Source organism: Bacteroides oleiciplenus YIT 12058, from assembly GCF_000315485.1.
In the GTDB taxonomy this organism is placed as follows: domain Bacteria; phylum Bacteroidota; class Bacteroidia; order Bacteroidales; family Bacteroidaceae; genus Bacteroides; species Bacteroides oleiciplenus.
The window spans coordinates 429,607-453,221 of record NZ_JH992943.1 but is presented as its reverse complement, the minus strand read 5'-3'; the positions used below and the strand labels follow the sequence as shown (position 1 = coordinate 453,221).

Annotated in this window: 14 protein-coding genes; 7 read left to right on the top strand and 7 right to left on the bottom strand. The window is 41.7% G+C overall.

What is annotated here, in order from left to right:
• The first annotated feature begins 9 nt into the window (after positions 1–9).
• Both HMPREF9447_RS18150 and HMPREF9447_RS18145 read left to right on the top strand, forming a co-directional pair.
• A complete protein-coding gene (locus tag HMPREF9447_RS18150; protein ID WP_009131226.1) occupies positions 10–447 on the top strand; it encodes a helix-turn-helix transcriptional regulator in 438 nt (145 codons plus the stop codon).
• 35 nt (positions 448–482) lie between these two features.
• The gene (locus HMPREF9447_RS18145) at positions 483–2,414 is read left to right on the top strand and encodes a hypothetical protein (protein WP_009131225.1); all 1,932 of its coding nucleotides are present in this window, start codon (positions 483–485) and stop codon (positions 2,412–2,414) included.
• 250 nt (positions 2,415–2,664) lie between these two features.
• Here the strand turns inward: HMPREF9447_RS18145 and HMPREF9447_RS18140 are convergent, their stop codons facing one another.
• The 6 genes from HMPREF9447_RS18140 to HMPREF9447_RS18115 form a co-directional block, all read right to left on the bottom strand.
• Positions 2,665–3,885, bottom strand: coding sequence for a metallophosphoesterase (locus tag HMPREF9447_RS18140; RefSeq protein ID WP_009131224.1), 1,221 nt, complete (start codon positions 3,883–3,885; stop codon positions 2,665–2,667).
• Entirely contained in the window at positions 3,873–4,499 is a 627-nt protein-coding gene (locus HMPREF9447_RS18135; protein ID WP_009131223.1) for a hypothetical protein, read from the bottom strand. The genes HMPREF9447_RS18140 and HMPREF9447_RS18135 overlap by 13 nt, the downstream gene beginning before the upstream one ends.
• A 1-nt stretch (position 4,500) precedes the next feature.
• Positions 4,501–4,986, bottom strand: coding sequence for an RNA polymerase sigma factor (locus tag HMPREF9447_RS18130; protein WP_009131222.1), 486 nt, complete (start codon positions 4,984–4,986; stop codon positions 4,501–4,503).
• A 116-nt stretch (positions 4,987–5,102) separates the two neighbouring features.
• The gene (locus HMPREF9447_RS18125) at positions 5,103–6,008 is read right to left on the bottom strand and encodes a vitamin B12 dependent-methionine synthase activation domain-containing protein (protein WP_009131221.1); all 906 of its coding nucleotides are present in this window, start codon (positions 6,006–6,008) and stop codon (positions 5,103–5,105) included.
• A 14-nt stretch (positions 6,009–6,022) separates the two neighbouring features.
• On the bottom strand, positions 6,023–7,369 hold the full coding sequence (locus tag HMPREF9447_RS18120; protein ID WP_009131220.1) for a dihydroorotase: 1,347 nt from the start codon (positions 7,367–7,369) through the stop codon (positions 6,023–6,025).
• A 27-nt stretch (positions 7,370–7,396) separates the two neighbouring features.
• Positions 7,397–8,149 (bottom strand): polyprenol monophosphomannose synthase, encoded by a 753-nt coding sequence (locus tag HMPREF9447_RS18115; RefSeq protein WP_044138446.1) that lies wholly within the window; start codon positions 8,147–8,149, stop codon positions 7,397–7,399.
• Positions 8,150–8,246: 97 nt separating this feature from the next.
• Between HMPREF9447_RS18115 and mfd the strand changes: the two genes are divergently transcribed.
• A complete protein-coding gene (mfd, locus tag HMPREF9447_RS18110) occupies positions 8,247–11,633 on the top strand; it encodes a transcription-repair coupling factor (RefSeq protein ID WP_044138444.1) in 3,387 nt (1,128 codons plus the stop codon).
• A gap of 7 nt (positions 11,634–11,640) precedes the next feature.
• On the opposite strand, the gene HMPREF9447_RS18105 is transcribed toward mfd, so the two are convergent.
• Positions 11,641–14,904: a hybrid sensor histidine kinase/response regulator transcription factor gene (locus tag HMPREF9447_RS18105; RefSeq protein WP_244267644.1), complete on the bottom strand. Its 3,264-nt coding sequence runs from the start codon at positions 14,902–14,904 to the stop codon at positions 11,641–11,643.
• 1,132 nt (positions 14,905–16,036) lie between these two features.
• Between HMPREF9447_RS18105 and HMPREF9447_RS18100 the strand changes: the two genes are divergently transcribed.
• Genes HMPREF9447_RS18100 through HMPREF9447_RS18085 form a run of 4 tightly spaced genes read left to right on the top strand, consistent with a single transcriptional unit; the run spans position 16,037 to position 23,608 of the window.
• The gene (locus HMPREF9447_RS18100; protein ID WP_009131215.1) at positions 16,037–17,269 is read left to right on the top strand and encodes a DUF2264 domain-containing protein; all 1,233 of its coding nucleotides are present in this window, start codon (positions 16,037–16,039) and stop codon (positions 17,267–17,269) included.
• 17 nt (positions 17,270–17,286) lie between these two features.
• On the top strand, positions 17,287–18,513 hold the full coding sequence (locus HMPREF9447_RS18095; RefSeq protein ID WP_009131214.1) for a DUF2264 domain-containing protein: 1,227 nt from the start codon (positions 17,287–17,289) through the stop codon (positions 18,511–18,513).
• A complete protein-coding gene (locus HMPREF9447_RS18090) occupies positions 18,510–20,495 on the top strand; it encodes a hypothetical protein (RefSeq protein ID WP_009131213.1) in 1,986 nt (661 codons plus the stop codon). Before HMPREF9447_RS18095 ends, HMPREF9447_RS18090 begins: the two co-directional genes overlap by 4 nt.
• A gap of 50 nt (positions 20,496–20,545) precedes the next feature.
• Positions 20,546–23,608 (top strand): SusC/RagA family TonB-linked outer membrane protein, encoded by a 3,063-nt coding sequence (locus HMPREF9447_RS18085; RefSeq protein ID WP_244267643.1) that lies wholly within the window; start codon positions 20,546–20,548, stop codon positions 23,606–23,608.
• Positions 23,609–23,615 lie beyond the last annotated feature (7 nt).

Sequence of the window (23,615 nt, the reverse complement as noted above, 5' to 3'; positions counted from 1 at the left end):
AGATAAACGATGGATACATATAACGAAAACTGGTGCTCCTGCCTGTTATTCAGGAACAAGCAACTGACCAAGGAACTGAAACGTTTTGAGGATGTTTCTGCTTTATCAGTTTCTTCTTCGCAAATGCTGGCTTTGAGCCAGTTGCTCAAATTGCATCTGGCTCCTGCCTATGGAGTGATAAGGAGTGAATATGAGTGGCAGAATTTATTTGCAGTGATTGATTTGCTTTATGGTGGCAATTGGCTTCCGGCAGACCTGAAAAGCACTCATCTGAGTATGCAGGAATTGAAACTGTGCTATCTGGTGCGTGCCCATTTGACTAATAAAACTATCGCTCTGCTTTTTAATATTACGCCCAGGTCTGTATTGAAGTCAAAACAGCGCATCAAGGCTAAACTGTCTCTGTCTGGTACAGATAGTTTTGATGAATACATACAGCAGCATTGAAGCTTTTATGGTATAGAACAAAAAACGACAGATTTATGAATAGAAACTTGCTTCTGCTAATTGCAGTTTTATTTCTCTTTTCATGTATGGGTACTGAGGACCGCTTGGAACGGGCTTTGGCTCTGTCCGGTGAAAATAGGGCAGAGTTGGAAAAAGTGCTTGAGTATTATAAAGATGATAGCCTTAAGTATAGGGCTGCGTGTTTCTTGATAGAGAATATGCCTTATCATTATGGCTATGAGGATGTACGGCTGGATAGTGTGAAAGCCATATTGGCTACAGCTCCATTGGGGGATGGGTATATTCCGGACAGCGAAAGGAAAAGGAAGTGGAAATCTTTCAATTATAAGTCGTTACCCATATTGCAGGACGTGCAACGGATGACAGCAGCTCTTTTGATAGAGAATATAGACGGTGCTTTCGAAGCGTGGAGTAGGGTTCCCTGGGCTAAATACTATTCGTTTGATGATTTTTGTGAATGGATATTGCCTTATCGTGTAGGAGATGAGCCTTTGGAAAGTTGGCGGAAAGCTTATTATGACCATTATCATCCTATACTGGATTCTCTCTACCAGGGTGATAATATTCTCGAAGCTGCCATTGCCCTGAATAAATTCTTGAAATATGAAACTCCTTTTTCCCCTAATTCCGATTTTGATTTACCGCATTTGGGAGCTAAATATTTGTTGAAATATAGATTGGGTACTTGTAAGGAGACAACAGATCATACAGTATATATATTTCGGTCGCTGGGCTTTCCTGTGGGGATAGATGAATACCTGTATTCTCCTTCTAACCAGAATTCACATGTCTGGAACATACTTAAGAATACGGATGGAAGAGCTCTTTCCTTTTGGTACATGGATTCCCGGGATCTGGCAGTCGGAATGACCGATGGACGTAAGAAGGGGAAGGTTTATCGTATGCAGTATGGCATTCAGGGGGAGAAGTATTCAGGATTGTATAAGGATAAAAGTACTCCTCCGGTGGTCCGAAACCCTTTGTTGAAAGATGTAACGGAAGAATATTTCGGGAGTAATGAGTATTCAGTCAGGATAGACCGGAAGATAAAGGGGCAGTTTGTGGCTTTGGGTATTTTTACACCGTTCGGTTATGTTCCGGTGGATGTAGCTTTGCGGGATGGTGAGCAAGCAGTTGTGAGGAATATTGAGCCGGAAGTCATTTACCAGCCTTTATACAATAAGGAAGGACTTTTCCAGCCATGCGGTTATCCGTTCATGATAAAGGATGATACGGTACGAACGTTTACCCCGGATATGGAAAAGAAGGTTTCTTTGGCTATCAAACGAAAATATCCACTACAAAATCATATTCTTGAATATATGTCGTGGATGACCGGCTCTAAGATAGAAGGAAGCAATGATGTAAACTTCCGTAGTAAGGAAGTACTGTATTGTATTACGGATACTCCCCGGGTGAATGTTAACTTTTATCCATCTCATCCTTCACGTCCTTATCGCTACGTGCGCTTTGTTCCCCGTAATGGTTGGCGTGCAGAACTTGCAGAGTTGGCTTTTTATGAGGATGTTCAGGATGACACGGCAATTTCTTCAAAAGCCATATCCGGTTGTCCTCCTGTCGATGGTGATCCTGCATATGCTATGGACAAGGCAAATGACGGCGACTGGCTTACATTCTTTTTTTCGGAAGAAGCGAATGGAACGGTTACCTTTGATTTACAGCATCCGGTCTGGATCAGGAAAATCTTATTTGTGCCTCGCAATGATGATAACTTTATTACACCGGGCAACAATTATGAGCTTTTTTACCAGAGTGGTACGTCCGGTTGGAAATCATTAGGCAAGCAAACTGCCACTACCTATGAGTTGGTCTACTCTAATATTCCGGACGGTGCTTTGTTGTGGTTGCGTAATCTCACTCGTGGCAAAGAGGAACAAGTGTTTTATATAGAGAATGGAGAACAGTGTTTTGTGGGATATGAATAATAGGTTGGTTTTATTCTGTTTTTTTGATGAATAGTACCCGAAAGCTTGAACACTTTGCGTACATTTGCAGTATCAAACATTTAATAGAAGTATGAAATATCGTGTATTCATAATACTCCCGTTTTGTTCTCTTGTAGTGGAACAAAGAAGCAGAATACTGGTGAACTGACAAATGTGATGGAATTGAAGACGGAAGATCTTCTTTTTTCCGCTTCGGAAGTCTTGAATTTAAAGTCTTATTATCTATCTGCTACTTTCCAAAACGATTCTTTAAATCTGCTTGGCTACAGCGATAAGTCTCATGCTTTGAATTGCGCAACGTTATCACTGTAATTTCCGGCCATGCCCCAAAGCGGAACGGCAAGCCTACATAGCCGATACCGATATTGACATACAATCCTCTTTCTCCCTCGGTGTACAACCCTCCCCATTCCGGATAAATCAATGAAGCAAGTGAATGACCAAACATAATGGCTTGCATGGCATGTGTATGTCCGGCAAGCATCAGTTCAATGTCCGTATTCGGCAATACTTCCCGCCGCCAATGTGTGGGGTTGTGGCTTAAAAGAACACGGAACATGCCGTCTGTACCTTCTGCTGCTTTCTTCAAGTCTGCAAATTGTGAGAAAGGAGGTTCACCGTCATTCTCCACGCCAATCAGAGCGATACTATCTCCCTGATGGTACAATATATCATGTTCATTATTCAGTAATTTCCATCCCATTGCTTTTTCTTCACGAACCAGATTATCTATGTTGTTCACCTGCTCTTTCAGATTTTTCCAACGGTAGTAACTTCCGTAATCGTGATTGCCCAGGATGGAATATACACCATCTCGGGCATGAAGTTGAGACAGGGTATTCTGAAAACCTTCCAGTTCGCAGCTACGCTGATTTACCAGGTCACCAGTGAATACAATTAAGTCAGGATTCTGTTCATTCACGAGTTCTACCAGTTCTTGGATAGGTTTCTCGTTCTCTATCCAGCTACCAATATGTATATCCGACAATTGCACGATACGGTAACCGTCAAATGCCTTAGGCAGATTCGGATGGTGGAACTCTACTTCTTTTACTTCAAATTTACTAATGCCCACCAATGTGCCATAAAGGATATTAAAGAAACTAACTACACCCAGTACCAATCCTATAGCCGTAAATGGTGAACGGGGCCAACGCAGTAGATAATGGAAAGGTAGCCCCACCAACGAGCATATCATAAATATTGTCTTAGGAATGGCAAACAGGAAAACACAGATAGCCAATCTTCCGATGGCTTGGGCATGGTGTGCCATGGCATTCTCGCCTATCCCATGCATCAATAAAAAATAACCGGCTATTAATAGAACAGTAGGTATCCAGTGTGCAATGCGCAGCCAGATGTTTTTGGTTTTCCGTAGGATGTACATGAAGTAGATGTACACATCGGGAATTAATAAAAAAAGGATAAGGAGCAGGGTTATTCTGTGCATATATCTTCTAATTCTTCTATATTCTTTTTAATGTCATTGAGATATTTATAAGCAACTTTCTTGTACAGCAGGTAGATGATGGCAACGTCGCACAACACAAAGAATGCAATAAGTGTGGCTTGAACTCCGAAAGATGCCTTGTAGTAGCCCATCACCCAATAATTGAGTACATTGAATACTATCACCCATACGGAGATAGCAATAATTTCATATTTGGTCCATCGGCGGAAACTTGCCATGCGTTTGCTGACAATAGCTACCGGCATTTCTTCAATCTTAGTGTTTTTTATCCAGCGGTAATTCTTGTGATCCCACCAGATACCTAGCAGTATGCTGATGCCGACAAACATCACGAGTGTATTAATCTTAGGCTGCCAGTCTTCGCTGATTTGGAAAATAGATGGCAGTAACCAAACAACCAGAAGGAGAGCCAGGCCTACTACGCCGATGCCAACGGAGAAGCGTTGCCAACCCGTGAGGCGCCCTATGCTTTTGCGTGCGTTTGCCTTGTATTCGGCAATCATTCCCGCAATCTGCTTTTCGTCGGCAATCGGTTCTTTCTTCAATTGCTCGTCCAGCGCATTCCAAGATTTCTTCAGTTCATCCAGTTCCATATTATTCCTCCTTGTTCATTTTTCTAAGTTTGTCTTTAATCCGGCTGATTTTGGTAGCGATGTTCGTTACTGTCAGACCGGTGATTTCAGCAATCTCCTCATAGCTTTTCTCTTCCAGATAAAGCAGGATAATGGATTTCTCCAATTGCCCCAGTCGGTTAATCATCCGATAGAGTTGTTTCAGCATGGTTTGTGTTTCGTCCAATTCTTCCATCCGGTCAGAGTCTTGACTAAGGGTCACGATTTCAGGGATGTTTTTTTCTTTGCGGATAAAACTGATACAAGTATTCAGTGCGATGCGATATATCCATGTAGATACTTTGCACTCTCGCCGAAACTTGGGGTAGGCTCTCCACAAATTGAGCACGACGTCCTGATACAGGTCGTTGAGAGTAGCATTTGGCGTAGTGTACAAGTAGCACACTTTATAAATGACGCGTTCATACTCTCGTATCACGGACAGGAACTCTTGTTCTACATTCTCCATGCTTCTTTTTGAATTGCTTTTGCACTGTTAGTCGCAAAGGTAGTGAGAAAATCACAAGGGTGGGAATGGTTTTTAATCATTTAATAATCCTTTTGAGCTATTTCGGGAGGAGACAATCAAAGGTTTGATGCCAGAAATTTCTTAGCCTCCGTTACGGATATTCCCCGGCGGCGGGCGTAGTCCTCCAACTGATCGTTCCCTATTTTCCCGACAGCGAAGTATCGTGAGGCGGGATGTGCCAGCATGAGTCCGCAAACAGTGGCATGAGGTCGCATAGCTCCGTTTTCAGTCAGACTGATGCCGATTTGCTCCATATGAAGCAATTGGTTCAGCAGGAAGTTGACGGACTGGTCGGGTAGAGAAGGATAGCCCACAGCAGGACGTATGCCTTGGAATTTTTCTTTCAGTAGTTCCGGAATAGAGAGATGTTCTTCCTTAGCATATCCCCAGGCAATCTTACGCACATACTCGTGCATCTTTTCTGTAGCGGCTTCGGCAAGGCGGTCGGCCAGTGTTTGCACTAACATGCGTTTGTAGGGATCGTTTTCGTATAGAAGTTCTATTCCTCCATCACAGGATGCTGCAAAGATGCCTACGACATCAGGAATACCGGATGAAAGCGGGCGGACAAAATCACTAAGGCAAAGAAAAGGGCTGCCATCCGGATGAGGTATTTGCTGGCGAAGCAAAGGGAAAAGAGTACCGTCTAACAATAAATTGTCTCCATCGGCATTTGCTTTACACAGACGGAAAACAGCATGTACGCGGAATTCTTCATCCAGTTGGTTGAGCATCCGGTTTGCTTCCTTAAACAACTGCATGGCTTCGGCAGCTTTAGCACGTTCGCCTTCGGGAAAAGTCGTGAGCCACATGGCGCGGCATGAGTCACAACCATGAATATCGGCAATAGTGGAAAAACGGGGTTGAAATCCCCACGCATGAAAGAAGTATATCCAGTTGATGTATGGAGAAACTTCATGAATGGGGTATGTCAACACATTGTCCGCAGGACTATTCATCATTAATAATTCATCAATTAATAATTGAACCTCAGTTCTTCGCCACGATAAGCTTCATCAACCTGTCCGTCACTGTATATCAGGTGTCCGTTGGCAAAAGTCTTTTCCACTTTCCAGCGGAAAGAAGTGCCTTCCAACGGACTCCATCCGCACTTGCTGAGAATGTTTTCGGAGTTTACTTCCCAACGTTCGCCATGACTGACAAGTACAAGGTCGGCTTGATAGCCTTCGCGGATATAACCGCGCTTGCAGATACCATATATTTTGGCAGGAGCATGGCACATTTTATCAACAATTGTTTCCATAGAGAAGATACCCTGTTCTGCCATTTCAAGCATACTGACTAAGGAGAATTGAATCATAGGCATACCTGACATTGCTTTCAGAGCACCACCTTCTTTCTCACTGAGTAGATGTGGGGCGTGGTCGGTAGCGATTACATCAATAACTCCGGTATTGATTGCGTTTCTCAAAGCATCACGGTCTGCCTGTCTCTTGATGGCCGGGTTACATTTGATGCGCGCTCCCTGTACTTTGTAATCTTGTTGGCGGAATAGTAGATGTGCAACGCAGGCTTCGGCTGTGATATGCTTCTCTTCAAGTGGTGCATCACTAAACAGTTGCAATTCTCTTGCTGTAGAAATATGAAGTACATGCAGGCGTGCACCAGCTAAACTGGCCATGCGGACAGCAAGTTCTGTTGAAGTGTAGCAAGCTGCTGCGGAGCGTATATTAGGATGCTTACTGATAGGAACTTCCGGTGCATTGCGGAACATCTCCCTGTAGTATTCCGTATTCTTTTTGATGATTTCCTGACTTTCACAATGAGTAGCAATCAGCATGTCCGTTCCATTGAAGATATTCAACAAACTGTTAGTTTTATCTACTAACATGTTGCCGGTGCTGGAACCCATAAAGAGTTTGATGCCGCATACACGGTTTTTATCCAGATTATTGAACTCTGTATAATTATTGTTGGTGGCACCGAAGTAGCAGGAATGGTTGACGATACATTTCTCATTCAGCAAGTCGAATTTCTGTTCGAGTGCATCGAGGGTAGTGGTCAGCGGTTGCGTATTCGGCATGTCCATGATGGAAGTAACTCCTCCTGCGGCAGCCGCACGGCTTTCGGTAAAGATATCAGCTTTGTACGTCAGTCCCGGGTCACGAAAGTGTACATGGTCATCGATAATACCCGGTAACAAACAGCAACCGGTAGCTTCTATTATTTCATCACAAGGGGCGGAAGGTTCTTTCCCGTAGGTCAGTACTTCGGCAATCAGTCCGTTTTCAATCACTACGGAACCTTGCACAGAACGTCCCTCATTAACTATCGTTGCGTTATGTATCAGCGTTCTTTTCATCGTCACTAATCATTTATTGTTAATCACTTAATTGTTGTTCGCAGCTTTCGGATACTTATGAAACCAACTGTTCATTTTTAGTTTGATGACTCCGAAAACGGCTTCTCCGAAGATGCTGCTATTCATTTTAGAAGTGCCCAGTTCCCGGTTGATAAAGATGACCGGAACTTCCACTATCTTAAAGCCGCATTTATAGGCAGTGAATTTCATTTCAATCTGGAAAGCGTAGCCTTTGAAACGGATACTGTCAAGATCAATTGTTTCCAATACTCTGCGACGATAACACTTGAATCCCGCAGTCGTGTCATGTATCGGCAAGCCGGTGATGAGACGTACGTATTTGGAGGCGAAGTAAGACATCAGTACACGTCCCATAGGCCAGTTCACAACATTGACACCACTAACGTAACGAGAACCGATGGATACATCGGCACCATCATCGGCACAAGCTTTGTACAGGCGTGGAAGGTCGGCAGGATTATGGCTGAAGTCAGCGTCCATTTCGAAGATATAGTCGTAGTGATGTTCCAAAGACCATTTGAAACCGGTGATATAGGCAGTGCCCAATCCCAGTTTGCCTGTACGCTCTATCATGAACAGGCGTTCAGGGAACTCCTGCTGTAACGTCTTGACAATAGAGGCAGTACCGTCAGGCGAACCGTCCTCAATAATAAGGATATGAAATACTTTTTCCAGGGCGAAAACGGCGCGGATGATATTTTCGATGTTCTCCCGTTCATTGTATGTGGGAATGATAACGATGCTGTCCGATGTCTGCATATTCATAAAAGGGGGTTCTTATTGGGAACAAAGTTAAGCGTTTTCTATCATATACGAATAAAACTAAGGATTATTTAGTAATTTTGCACCCGTTATGATGACAATTACTGAGCTACAACAACGATATGCCGCCCATCCCAATGTAGAAGCAATGAGTGGCTTACTGAAGAAACCGTCCGTTCGTTCCCTGTTCTGCGAAGGTTTATGCGCTTCTGCCGCCTCGCTGTTCTCATCCGTGTTGGTGCAACGGGGGGACTATCCTTTTGTCTTTATTCTGGGTGACCTGGAAGAAGCGGGATACTTTTATCATGATCTTACGCAGATTTTAGGAGCGGAGAAAGTCTTGTTTTTCCCCTCTTCTTTCCGCCGTGCCATCAAGTACGGGCAGAAGGATGCGGCCAATGAAATTCTTCGTACGGAAGTATTGAGCCGTTTGCAGAAAAACGAGGAGGGATTGTGCGTAGTGACTTATCCCGATGCCTTGGCTGAAAAAGTTGTTTCACGCAAGGAACTGGGAGACAAGACGCTGAAACTGCATACTGCCGAGAAGGTGGATATGAACTTCATTACCGATGTGTTGCGTAGCTACGGTTTTGATTATGTGGATTATGTATACGAACCGGGACAGTATGCCGTACGCGGTAGCATCGTCGATGTTTTCTCCTTTTCTTCCGAGTATCCTTTCCGTATTGACTTCTTCGGTGATGAAGTGGAAAGCCTTCGCACTTTCGAAGTGGATTCCCAACTATCCAGAGAGAAAAAAGAAAGTATTGTGATTGTTCCTGATTTAAGCCGCAGTCTGGAGAAAGGCGGCAGTGGGGGCATGGTGTCTTTCCTCGATTTTCTGCAACCTGATACCATATTAGCTATGCGCGATTTTCTTTGGTTGCGCGAACGTATTCAGACAGTGCATGATGAATCGCTTACCTCGCAAGCCATTGCAGCCCGTGAGGCGGAAGAGAATGGTTCCATCACTTTAGAAGGAAAATTGATTGATGGCGGAGAATTCACTTTGCGTGCACTTGATTTTCGCCGCATGGAATTTGGTAATAAACCCACCGGCACACCGGATGCTACCATCACTTTCAGGACTACCGCCCAGCCCATCTTCCATAAGAATTTCGATATGGTGGCGGATTCGTTCAAGGAGTATCTCTCCCTCGGCTATACATTATATATATGCAGTGATAGTATGAAGCAGACTGACCGTATCCGCGCTATCTTTGAGGATCGTGGTGACGAGATTTCCTTTACGGCTGTGGAGCGTACCTTGCATGAGGGTTTTGCCGATAATACATTGCATCTTTGTATCTTCACCGATCACCAGTTGTTCGACCGCTTTCATAAATATAATCTGAAGAGTGACAAAGCCCGTAGCGGTAAAGTAGCCCTGAGTCTGAAAGAACTCAATCAGTTTACACCGGGAGATTATGTGGTGCATACCGACCATGGCGTAGGACGTTTCGCAGGATTGGTGCGTATTCCCAATGGCGACACTACCCAAGAAGTGATGAAGTTGGTCTATCAGAATGAAGACGTCGTGTTTGTTTCCATCCACTCCCTGCATAAAGTTTCCAAATATAAGGGAAAAGAAGGCGAAGCACCGCGTTTGAACAAACTGGGTACAGGTGCCTGGGAGAAGCTGAAAGACCGTACTAAATCAAAAATCAAGGATATTGCGCGCGATCTAATTAAACTCTATTCTCAGCGTCGCGAAGAAAAAGGCTTTCAATATAGCGTGGATAGCTTTCTGCAACGTGAGTTAGAGGCATCTTTCATTTATGAAGATACCCCCGACCAAAGCAAAGCAACGGCTGATGTGAAAACAGATATGGAAAGTGCCCGTCCTATGGACCGTTTGGTATGTGGTGATGTCGGTTTCGGCAAAACAGAAATTGCTGTACGTGCTGCTTTCAAAGCCGTGGCGGATAATAAACAGGTTGCCGTATTGGTGCCTACTACTGTATTGGCTTATCAGCATTTCCAGACTTTCCGCGACCGTCTGAAAAATCTGCCCTGCCGGGTGGAATACTTGAGCCGTGCCCGCAGTGCCGCCCAGGCAAAGGCCGTAGTGAAAGGACTTGCAGATGGTAATGTGAATATCCTCATTGGTACTCATCGTATTCTCGGCAAGGATGTGAAATTTAAGGATCTGGGACTGCTCATCATTGATGAAGAACAGAAGTTTGGCGTAAGCGTGAAAGAAAAACTGCGTCAACTGAAGGTGAATGTAGATACCTTAACTATGACTGCCACGCCTATCCCCCGAACCTTGCAATTTTCATTGCTTGGTGCGCGCGATCTTTCCGTAATACAAACTCCGCCCCCCAACCGTTATCCCATTCAGACAGAAGTGCATACCTTCAATGAGGAAATCATTACCGATGCTATCAACTTTGAGATGAGCCGTAATGGGCAAGTCTTCTTCGTGAATAACCGCATCTCCAACCTTATTGAATTGAAGATGATGATAGAGCGTCATATCCCTGATTGCCGTGTTGCTATCGGTCACGGACAGATGGAGCCTGTTGAACTGGAAAAGATAATCTTTGACTTCGTGAACTATGATTATGATGTATTGCTTGCCACCACCATCATAGAGAGTGGCATCGATATTCCGAATGCTAATACTATCATCATCAATCAAGCTCAGAACTTTGGTTTGAGTGACTTGCACCAGATGCGTGGTCGCGTGGGACGCAGCAACAAGAAAGCCTTCTGTTACTTGCTTGCTCCTCCTTTGTCCTCGCTCACTCCCGAGGCGAAGCGCCGCTTGCAGGCTATTGAGAATTTCTCTGATCTTGGCAGTGGTATTCATATCGCTATGCAAGACCTCGATATCCGTGGTGCAGGCAATATGCTCGGTGCGGAACAAAGTGGCTTCATTGCCGACCTTGGTTACGAAACTTATCAGAAGATACTTACCGAAGCCGTCCACGAACTGAAAACAGATGAATTTGCAGAACTCTATGCTGAAGAACTGAAAGGGGATGGTACTATCAGCGGTGAGCAATTTGTAGATGAATGCCAGGTAGAAAGTGATCTGGAGCTTTTGCTTCCCGCGACTTATGTGACAGGTAGTAGTGAACGCATGTTGCTCTATCGCGAATTGGATAGTCTGACATTGGACAAAGATGTGGAGGCCTTCCGTACTCGTCTTATCGACCGGTTTGGTCCTATTCCGTCAGAGACAGAAGAACTGCTGCGGATTGTACCTTTGCGCCGTCTTGCTGCACGTATCGGTGTAGAAAGAGTTTTTCTTAAGGGTGGGCGTATGTCGTTGTTCTTTGTTTCTAACCCGGATAGTCCGTACTATCAGAGCCAGGCATTCGGCAAGGTTATTGCCTACATGATGAAATACACCCGTCGTTGCGATCTGCGCGAGTTGAATAATCGCCGCAGTATGCTGGTAAAAGATGTGAAGAATGTGGAGACAGCCGTCAGTGTTCTACAGGAGATTGTGGCAATGCAGGAGGAAGAGTAGGCCTGTGTTATGCCATCTCTCTTTCATTTATTTTTTGTTTGTACTGATTGGGCGTCATTCCAGAAAATTCTTTGAATCGTTTTATGAAATAGCTGGTAGAACTGAATCCCAGTTGCATGGCCAGTTCCGTAATGGAAATATCAGGCTGTTGTTCAATACTCCTGTAGGCTAATTTGAGTTTAATGTTTATGATAAACTCGTTAGGTGTCATCCCTGTTATTGCCTTTATTTTTGTGAAGTATTTGGTGCGTCCTATGCAAAGTTCTTGTGCCAGAAAATCAACGCTGAACACAGGATTTTCCAGATTATTTTCTATTAACTCGATAGATTTGTCTAATAAAGTCTGGTCTAATGCAGAGGTTGCTATCAATTCACTGCTGGAATTGCTCTCTTTAGCATATTTTTGTTGCAATGTTCTACGTAGATTGATTAAATTATTACATCTGACAATCAGTTGCTTAATGCTGAAAGGCTTACAAATGTAGTCGTCAGCTCCTATCTTTAAGCCTTCGATAATGTATTCGGAAGCAGTTTGTGATGTCAATAAAATGATGGGAATATGGGAGGTCTTAATATTGTTTTTTAGTTTCTGGCATAATTCTGTTCCGGACATTTCCGGCATAACAACGTCACTGATAATAATGTCGGGCAGGATAGACAGGGCCTTTTCATATCCTTTTCCTCCATTTTCGGCCGTTTCTACATTGTAGAGGGCAGAAAAGACTTCTGCAAGCAGTTGCCTGAGTTCCTTACTATCTTCTATAATCAACAGCTTATAGTGTTTTTCACTATTTTCCATTTTTTCCGTATCTTCCTCGTTTATTGTATCTATGGAGGTGAAATCGATTGTATGTAGGTTACTGTCTTCTATAATAGGCAAATTCTCTTGAATATTGCTGGGGGGATATTCGATATTGGTTGGCAGTTGCAGGGTGAAGCAGCTGCCTTTTCCTTTGATGCTTTTAACAGTAATAATTCCCTTATGTGCTTCTATTATGTTTTTAGTGTAGGCTAGGCCAATTCCTGTTCCTATATTGTTTGTAAAGCAAGTGTTGTCTGTTTGGTAAAATCTTACAAATATATTCTCTAATTCTCCGGAACTGATGCCTACGCCCGTATCTGAAACTTCTAGTGTAATTTTCATGCTCTCATGCTTTAATCGTACAAGAATACTACCATTTTCTGGTGTGAATTTAAAAGCATTAGATAGCAAGTTGAACAGTGCTTTTTCAATTAGTTGTTTGTCAAAGTAGAAAGAAATGTCATTTTGCTCGGCCAGCAAAGTTAAATTTATTTTTCTTGTTTGCGCATACTCTTTGAAAGAGCCTACTACATCATTCACTATTTCTGTTAAGTTATAACAGTTTACTTTTAAAGGGGTAAATCCCTGTTCTTGCTTCCTGAATTCCATCAATTCTATGATGAGTTGGTTTAATCGGGTAATATTTCTCCAGATATTCAGTAATTTGGTATTTAACTTTGGAGGTATATTCTTGCCTTGTAACAGTAGTTCCACTTGATTGGATATAAGTGTTAAAGGTGTTTTAAATTCGTGAGATATATTGGTGAAAAAGCGTAGTTTGCTTTGATTGAGTTGTTCCATGTTCCGCTTCTGTTCCTTTTCTAATTTTAGAGATGAGCGCAAAATGATGACTTGGTATGCTTCGTATAGTAACAGAATGGTCAATAGGATATATAATAAATAGGCAAAAGAAGTTTGATAGAAAGGAGGATTTATTATTATATCAAGCTTACGCTTCGGAAATTCTCCGTTAGCCAAGGCTACATCTCCTTGAATATGAAGTGTGTATTTATCCGGTGATAGATTTGTGTAGCTTATCTCATTTAAACTATTGGTACGTTTCCATTCTTTGTCAAAGGGTTCCAATTTATATTTTATGCCACAGGTGAAAGAGGCGGCATAGTTATTGGTATATGCTTTGATCCCTATGGCATGTTGGTCGTAAGGTAATTCAATCCTGTTGGTGTAAAGAATGGATTGTTGAAGAATTTTCCCGGTTGAATCCGCCTCCAGTGGGGTGTCATTGACGGAGATTTCAGATATACCCACTTGATAATGCTCTGGTTTATTGAATATTTGCTTTAATGGGAATGAGCAGAACATATTGATTCCCCCTAAATAGACATTATTGTTCCGATCCAGAAATAAGCAGTTGCTGCTTACCTGAAAAGTAGATAGGAACCGGCTTTTATCAATATTAGTGATTTCTTCCTCATTATCTATATAAATGAGTCCTTCGTTAGTGACAATGAGAATGCCACCATATTTATCTTCGCACATATCTATGACGTCTTTCATCAATATAGCGTCTGTTGCAAAAGGTTTGAGTTCTGCTTCTCCTTTTCTTTTCCGGAATATTCCATGCCGGGAGGTTCCTATTAAGATATCTCCATTTCTATTCTCAATAATCTTATTGACTATACAGTTCTCTGATTTACGGATACAAATCTGTTGCCATGATTTATTTAGCAGATTATAGCAAAGCAGTTGGTTCTGGACCGCAATCCATAATTGTTTCTGTGAGTCTAATAAGATTGTTGTGACAGACATTCTTTGTAAATTTACTTGTTTTGAAGAGAGTATGGTACTTTTGTTTGTTTGAGTATCAAATATACTGATGCCATTGTGTGTAGCTATTATTAAAGAATCATTATACGGAATCACTTCTCTGATGCTATTGTTATGTAGTACGTTTCTGAGAAATACCTGGGTGGATTGGTTTTGTAGATTGTATTTTTTAAGTCCACCAAGTAGTGTTCCAATCCATAGAATGTTTTTCTGTTTATCCAGATATAAGGTTTGTATATTGTCCGTGAATGGTAGCCTTTTTAATGCTTTGGTATGTGTATTGAAGAAGTATAAACCATCCCGTTCGGTTGCCATCCATAGATTACCTTCATTGTCTTCTACTGTTTTTCCGAAGATTGCATGTTTGGATGGAGACGTTGGCATTATATCCTTTGTAATAAAATGATAGGAAAAAGTGCTATGTTCCGGATGGAAACAGTTGATTTCGCCGTAAAATGATCCGCTCCAGATAGTACCTTGTTGGTCTTTCATTAAGCAATAGATGGATGCATCATTCAGAGTATGGGCATTTTCATTGATAAATTCATATTGGAGGAACTTCCTTTCTTTTTTATCGTATTTGTTTAGGCCGTTGAAGGTTGCAATCCATAAGTTACCGGTGTTGTCTTCACAAACAGATCGCACAATATTACTTGAAATACAATTATTGCTGTTTTCCACATAATTGAAACTTTTGATATTTTCATCATTATCAATGAGAAATAGTCCATTCCTTCGGGTGGCAGCCCATATATTTTGTTCCGAATCAATGTATAATTGGCGTATCTGATTGATATTCGATAGCATCTGTTTTATCTCTTTATTTCTTCTGATGAGGAATATGCCATCGTCTCTGGTACCTATATATAGATTCCCTTTGGATGTTTCAGTGATACAATCAATGATACAAGATTCTTTCGGTAGGTGTAAGTACCGTTTCAAGGTATTGTTCTTCCATTGATAAATTGTGTTTTTATGACCTATCCACAGGCAAGAGTCCGAATAGTACATACATTGTGAATAAGGAGTTATGGTACGGAAATGATCTTTTCGTATGTTATACTCGATAATGCCCGAACGTGTCTCTATATAAATATGGCCGTTTTGATCGCCCGTAATGGAGCGTACTAACTCTTCTGCATTCGGAATATCAGTATATAGTTTTTGTATGAACTTCATTTGAGTTCCATCATATCTTACTAATCCTCTTTTGGTTCCGAACCATATCATTCCGAATTCATCCTGATACATGGCATGAATTGTTGACTGATGCATTCCTTTATTAATAGATATATGAGATGCATGTAGTTTTATGCTGTTATTTGCATAAAGAGGCATACAGGATATATTTCCTGTTAGTAGGTAAAGTATTAGCAGAATGGCATTTCTCATAGTTTAATTGTTGTTCAAGTTTCTTGTCCCTGTTTTCTTCTATATATACTTGCTACTTCATTCTAGCAGATTCGGTTCTTTCCGGTAAAATACGCCATTTAACCGAATTTGTACCGAGTTTGCATCGAATTTGTACCGAGTTTGCATCATACTTATATTGGATTTATAATATATATGCTTTTTCTCACTTCGATATATGGAGAAACTTATGAAATTTGAAATTATTACTGATTGTGATACAAAAATAATGCTTCGCTCTTATATTTGATAATACAATCGTTCAAATAATAACAATATTGTCCTTTTTTAGTAAGGGGAGAATTTGTGAATGAAATGAATATATATTAGAATTTTAGTCTTATTTGAAATTCGTTTTATTCCATAGCTTTGCAACCAAGAATTATAATCTAAAAATAAAGCTATGACACATCAACTGATTAAATTTGTATCGGTTCTTTTCTTTTCTTTTATAGTAGTTTCTACTGTACAGGGGCAGAACTCTTCGCAGAACGATAGAGGATACTGGATACATACACTATTGAAGATAGCAGATCCGGTTTTAAGTAATTTGAGTAAAGACCAGCTGAAGAAGAATATTCCGGTTGGACGTTCTTCGTCTGCAAAAGCCAGTAGTAGGGAGTTTGTTACGCATATGGAGTCTGTGGGACGGACAATAGCAGGAATAGCGCCATGGCTGGAGTTGGGACCAGACAAGACCGCAGAAGGGAAATTGCGTAAGAAATATATTAAGATGACCTGCAAAGCATTGGAAAACTCGGTAGACCCTCGTGCAGATGATTATTTTAACAGTACAGCTACGCGGCAAATTTTGGTGAATAGTGCCTTTCTGATACAAGGATTGCTGCAAGCGCCGACTCAGTTATGGGAAAATCTTGATGTTAAGACCCAACAACGTTTGATAGAGCAATGGAAGTCTACCCGTACGATGAAACCAGGAAACAATAATTGGTTATTGTTTTCTGCAATGGTAGAGTGTGGGTTGAAAAGTTTCGGCAGTGAATGGAATTTTGGAGTAGTAAAGAAGGCCATCTCATCACATGAACAATGGTATAAAGGAGATGGAATTTATGGAGATGGAGAGAATTTCCATTTGGATTATTACAATAGTTATGTAATTCATCCTATGCTTTTGCAGGTTTTGGAGGTAGTAGCGGAGCATGATTCGTCTTACCGGGAATTTTTAGATAAGGAGTGGGGACGCTTTGTGAGATATGCAGAAATTCAGGAGCGTATGATTGCGCCCGATGGAAGTTATCCAGTGTTGGGACGTTCAGTAAGTTATCGTTCGGCAGCCTTTCAAGTTCTGGGTGCCAGTGCATTATTTCATAAGCTGCCGTCGGGTTTGAAAGCAGGTCAGGTGCGAGGTGCAATGACTGCTATGCTGAAGCGCTTGTTTGAACAGTCTGGCACTTTTGATAAAAATGGCTGGTTGACGATTGGAGTGTGTGGGGAACAACCGGAATTGGGAGATTCTTATTTGTCAACCCCTTGTGTTTACCTCTGTTCTTTAGGTTTCCTTCCTTTAGGATTGCCGGCAACTGATGCTTTCTGGACAGACCCTCTTGCTCCGTGGACCAGTGTTAAAGCCTTTTCCGGAGAAGAGTTTCCTATTGATAAATTTATAAAACCGTAATTAATATACTATATGCTATGAAAAAGAATATTTTTACCTGTACATTATTCCTATTGATAAGTTTATGCAGTTACTCACAGAATCCGTCAGGTTTGGAAGACCGTGCTTATTGGATTGATGTATTAACAAAAATAGCAGATCCTGTATTGGATAATATGAGTAAGGGGGAACTGAAAAAGAATATGCCGGTAGAGACCATATCCGGAGCTTTGAACCCTTCTAATACACGCACCACTCATTTGGAGGCTTTGGGACGCTTGCTCGTTGGCATAGCTCCATGGCTGGAACTTGGGCCTGATGGGACAGATGAAGGTAAGTTGAGAGACAAATACATACGTCTGATGATTCTTTCCATAGATAATGGCTTCAACCCGCAGTCTCCTGATTATTTAAACTTTATAGTAACACGGCAACCTTTAGTGGATGCTGCCTTTTTCTGTCAGGGGATATTGCGTGCACCTAAGCAAATTTGGGGAAACCTTTCGGACGAGACCCGGCAGAATGTGCTGAATGCATTGCAGCAGATACGTAAGATAAAACCGATAGAAAGTAATTGGTTGTTATTTTCGGCTATGGTAGAAGTTACCTTACTGGAACTGACGGGTGAGTGTAATATGGAGCCTGTCAATTATGCAATTATGCGTTTCAAGGAATGGTATAAGGGTGACGGTTGGTATGGCGATGGAGCAGACTTGCATATGGATTATTACAATAGTTATGTTATCCACCCTATGTTATTGGATGTCTTGGAAGTAATGCAAAAGCATGCAAAGGGTGAAGAAGAATTTTACCAGTTGGAGAAAAAGCGTTTCACCAGATATGCGGAACAACAGGAAAGAATGATTTCTCCGGATGGAGCCTATCCGGTGATAGGAAGGTCAATAGCTTATCGGTTCGGGACGTTCCATGTGTTATCTCAAGCTGCATTGAAAGATTTGTTGCCGACTTCGGTTGTAAAGGCGCAGGTGAGGTGTGCCTTGACAGCTGTTATAAAGAGGCATATGTCAGTTGAAGGAAATTTTGACGCGAAGGGATGGCTGACATTAGGGTTTGCAGGACACCAGCCACAGATAGCGGAAAGATATATATCTACAGGAAGCCTTTATCTGTGCACGGCAGTCTTTGCAGCATTGGGATTGCCTGCTATTGATGAATTCTGGGATACTACATATGCCGAATGGACCGGAAAGAAGATATGGAGTGGAAATCCGGATGTTAAACTTGATAAGGCCATAAAACCATGAGAATAGAGATTATACATAGGATAAGTCTGGTCTGCTTATCTCTTCTTATATGCGTATTGACGGTAAATGCCGGTGCGTTGAGAGATGCAAAGAATATATTGCCGGCCGAACAAGACATTCGGGAAGACAATGATCAATTGGGACAACTGGTGGAGGCTTTTCTGAAAAACCAGAAGCGAGTGCTTGATTTTCAATCTTCAGGATTGGATAATAATGAATATTTGAGGTTGATAGAATGTCAGGTCCGTGCTTTTGCATCTTGTCAGGATAAAGCGACTGGGGCTATTATTGATCCGGTTTATAAAATCGAGTGGCAATATTCAACGCCTTGCTACGCTTTATCTATAGGCTTATTAGCGCGAACTGGGTATTTGAGAGATAATACTTTGATAAAAAGTGGAATAAAAGCTTTGGATTGTTCTGTGAGTGAGATGCATGAAAATAGATGTGCCCATCATCATGGCGAATTCTTCATTCAGCCCATCATGTTGGCAATGGATCTTTATAAAGGACTGGTTTCTGAAGCACAAATGACCGTATGGGATGAAAAGATGGCTGAGATAGATCCTTATGTGCTGTATCGGGATAATCTGAAACGTAAAAAAATCTGTTACAATCATAATGTGGTGGCTTTGTCCGGTGAGTATTTGCGATTAAAGAAAGGACTTGGCAGTCATAATGATTTCTTTCATATTCACTTGGAGCACCAGCAGCAATACATGTCTGATTTTGGTCTGTACATAGATAATAAGACGAATCCGCCCATGGTGTATGATGAGTTTACGAGGCAGTTCATGGCTTCTATTCTGGTGGAAGGATATAGTGGAACATCTTTTGATTTTTATTCCCGTAAGTTACGTTTGGGTGCATGGACTTCTCTCTTTATGCAATCTCCTTATGGAGAGGTGCCTACAGGTGGCAGAAGCGCTCAGCATATCTGGAATGAGGCGGCAGCAGCTGTGACATATGAGATTTATGCTTCGCAGTATGCTACTTTAGGGAAGAAGCAGGAAGCAGGTGCCTTTAAGCGAGCTGCCCATTTAGCGCTTAAGAGTATTGGAAGATGGATCAGAGAAGACGGGAGTGGTTTTATTGTGAAAAATCGTTTCCCAATTGAAGTGATGCATGGATATGAAAGCTACTCTGCTCAGTCTCAATACAATTTATTGGCATGTTGGCTAATGTGTGTAGCATATTTATATGCTGATAATTCCATTGACGAGTGCCCGTCTCCTGCTGATGCCGGTGGATATGTGTTGGTCATGAAAGACGTCTTCCATAAGGTTTTTGCTAATTCCGGCGGAAACTACGTTGAATATGAACTGAGTGGTGATCCTCGCTACAATGCAACAGGACTAATCAGAATACATCTGAGAAATTCGAATCCACAATTAGGACCTTCGGATGGTATTCCTCATAAATGGGATAATAAGAAGAAAAAGGATTTAGGCGGAGAACTGTATGCAGTAGGGCCGGAATGGTTCGATGCCAAAGGTGAAGTACATCGTTTGGCAGAATATACCAATATTTTATTTCCGGATACCTCGTACTTCTCTGCGTATGGAGGTGATAAACTCCCTGAAATAGATGTGAAAAATATCAAGCTATCTGTAGATGGAGTTGCATTTGAAGTTGTCTATACGGGTAGATTTGATGGGGTTAGCCGAATTTCGCAACGTATTGATATAGATCATACCGGAATTACCATACGTGATATTCTGAAAGGAAATGTAAAGAAAATGCGGGCATGTTATCCCATGTTGGTGGATGATGGCATGGAAGAAACAAAAATAGATTTTCAGGAGAAAAAAGTGATATTGCAGTCTCGTGACGGTCGAATCTGTTTCCAGGCCATATCGCCTCAAAATGTTACTGTACAAAGGAAACAGAGACGAATTCCTTATAGAAATGGGTATGCAGATATTGCCTACTTTGAATCTGATGTGAATAGGATGCAATATAAAATAACCACTGAGTTTTAGTATTAACCATTTAAATATTAATAACTATGCATGAGAAATACAATTTATTTATGAAACTGTACCTGTTTTTCTGTCTGGTCAGTTTTTCGGCAGGTATCTGTGCACAAAATTTTATAGTCACCGGTAAAGTAACGTCCAATGGCGAGAGCGTCATCGGAGCAACAGTGCAAGTGAAAGGGAAAATAAACGGTGCCATCACTGATGTGGACGGTAATTATCGGTTGGCGCTGGACAATTCTAAGGAGACTCTCGTTTTTTCATTTATAGGTTACCAGTCTAAAGAGGTTGCGGTTAATGGAAAAAGTGTGATCAATGTAGAACTGGAAGAAGATGTCGCTCAATTAGAAGAAGTTGTTGTCGTTGGTTATGGAACGATGAGGAAGAAGGACCTTACCGGTGCGATTACCCGTATTTCGACAGAGAATGCTACACAGTCGGTGACCAGTGTAACCGAGATGCTGCGTGGCACGGTAGCCGGATTTTCAGCCGGATTCGGAACTTCTGCTAAAGGTGGTGGTTCTATGCTGATTCGTGGTGAAAAGTCTATTAATGCCAGTAATTCTCCTTTGATTGTATTGGACGGAGTTATCTTTAATGGCGATCTGGTGGATATTAATCCCAGTGACATTGAAACGATTGACATTTTAAAAGATGGTAGTTCGGCTGCCGTTTACGGATCGCGTGCAGCTTCGGGGGTGGTTGTCATATCGACCAAACAGGGCAATGAAGGGAAACCAGTTATCAATTTTGACATGAAGATAGGTATGCAGAATTTAACTCGTAATCAGCGGCCTTTTAATGGGCAGGAATATATGATAATGAGAAGGGATGAAAAGATACGGAGTAATCCGTCTCGTCCTTTGGGATACTTTCATAATCCGGACAATTTGCCGCAGGGAGTCGATCTGAATACTTGGCTATCATATACAGGGGCTTCTTCAGATTCTAATCTGGCAGAGATTTGGATGAATCGTCTGGCTTTTTCTACTACAGAGATAGACAATTATCTTGCAGGTAGAGAAACGGATTGGTATGATGCTTCTTTCCAGAATGCTTTGCGTCAGGATTATAATGTTAGTATTTCTGGTAAGAATGATAGAGTTTCCTATTATTGGTCATTAGGAAGCATTAATAATCAGGGAATTGTAGTAGGGGACAAGTATAAGACCATTCGTTCACGCCTGAATCTGAAAGTAAATGTAACAGACTGGCTTCAGGTTGGTTTGCAGGCACACTATGCCACCCGTAATGAAAGTGTGGATGAAGTTGATTGGGCAGAAGCCATTCAGGCTAGCCCCTGGGGTAGTAAATATGAAGAAGACGGTTCCCTGAAATTCTATCCTAATGATGATAACATGAGCACGAATCCCTTTGCAAGTTATGAACAACGTGACCGTTTCAATGTGACCCAGACATTCAATGCTACACTCAGTGCGAAGGTTACATTACCTTTGGGATTTGTGTATGAAATGAACTATTCGGACTACAACGATTGGCAGAAGAATCATTATTTCGATTCCTCTACCAGTATGGCTGGTGAAAAGTATAAGGGACATGCAGTTCGGCGTAATAACAGTGCTCATTCTTGGATGTTGGATAATATTTTGAGGTGGAACCATACGTTCAATAAAATACATAAGTTCGATTTGACTCTTTTGTTTAATCTTGAAAAGAATCAGACTTGGTCTGATAAAGCGGAAAATTCCAATCTTACTCCATCCGAAGTGCTTGGCTGGCATGCCGTTGCAAATGGAACGAATCCGGTTGTGGGGAGTGATGACACGGTAGATACCGGAAATGCCATGATGGCAAGGCTGAACTATAATTTAATGGATCGTTATCTATTTACTGCTTCTTTCAGACGTGATGGTTATTCGGCGTTTGGTTCTAATAATCCGTATGCTAATTTTCCTGCATTTGCATTTGGCTGGAGAATGAATGAGGAAAACTTCATGAAAACTGTTTCGTGGATCGATAATCTGAAGCTTCGTTTGTCTTGGGGAATTAATGGAAACCGGAGTATTGGGCGTTATGCCGCTTTGGCAAATTTGGATTCAGAGAAATATCTGCATAACGGAAGTACGGTTATTGGTATTTATGCAACTCGCCTTCCCAATGAAAACCTGAAATGGGAGAAAACGGAGGCGTATAATGTAGGTTTCGACTTCGCATTTCTGGGAAATCGCTTGAATGGAACGATAGAGGCTTATTATATGTCGACGAAAGATTTACTGTTGACTCGCTCTTTGCCGGACATTATTGGCTTTTCCGGAGTAACCACTAACTTGGGAGAGGTCCGTAATAAGGGTTTTGAGCTGTCTTTAAATTCAGTTAATATCGAGCATAAGAACTTCAAATGGTCTTCTTCTTTCATTGCTTCTCTCAACCGGAATGAAATAGCCCACTTATATGGCGAAATGGTGGATGTGCTGGATAAAGATGGTAATGTAATAGGTCAGAGAGAAGATGATGACATTCAGAATGGTTGGTATATCGGGCATGCCTTAGATGAAATCTATGATTATAAGATTCTGGGCGTGTGGCAGGAAAATGAGCGTGAGGAGGCTGCTAAGTATGGTAAAGAGCCGGGTGATTTTAAGATATGGGATGTAAATAATGACGGAGAATATTTGCCGGAAGATGATAAAGTTTTTCAAGGATACAAGCGTCCCCGTTTTTCATTCGGTATTGGTAATACAATGGAGTTCTTCAAGTGTGTGGACTTCTCATTCTTTATTCGTTCGGATCTTGGGCATAAGTCTTCTAATAGTCACTACTCTCATCCCACAGATTATTACTATGACCGCGTCAATGCTTATAAATATGACTATTGGACTCCGGAGAATCCCACCAATGAATTTGCACGTTTAGGGTCGAATACAAAATCTCCGTCATTCAATGTTTATAAGAATCGTTCATATGTGCGTTTGCAGGAAGTTTCGCTGGCTTATAGAATACCTAATAAGATAACTTCTAAATGGAGCGTTTCTAATGCTCGTGTTTATGTAAATATCTCTAATCCTTTATTGATAACAGGATGGGATTTCTGGGATCCGGAATCATTATCTCCGGCACCGCGTACGTTTACTTTTGGTATTAATTTCTCGTTATAAAAGTATA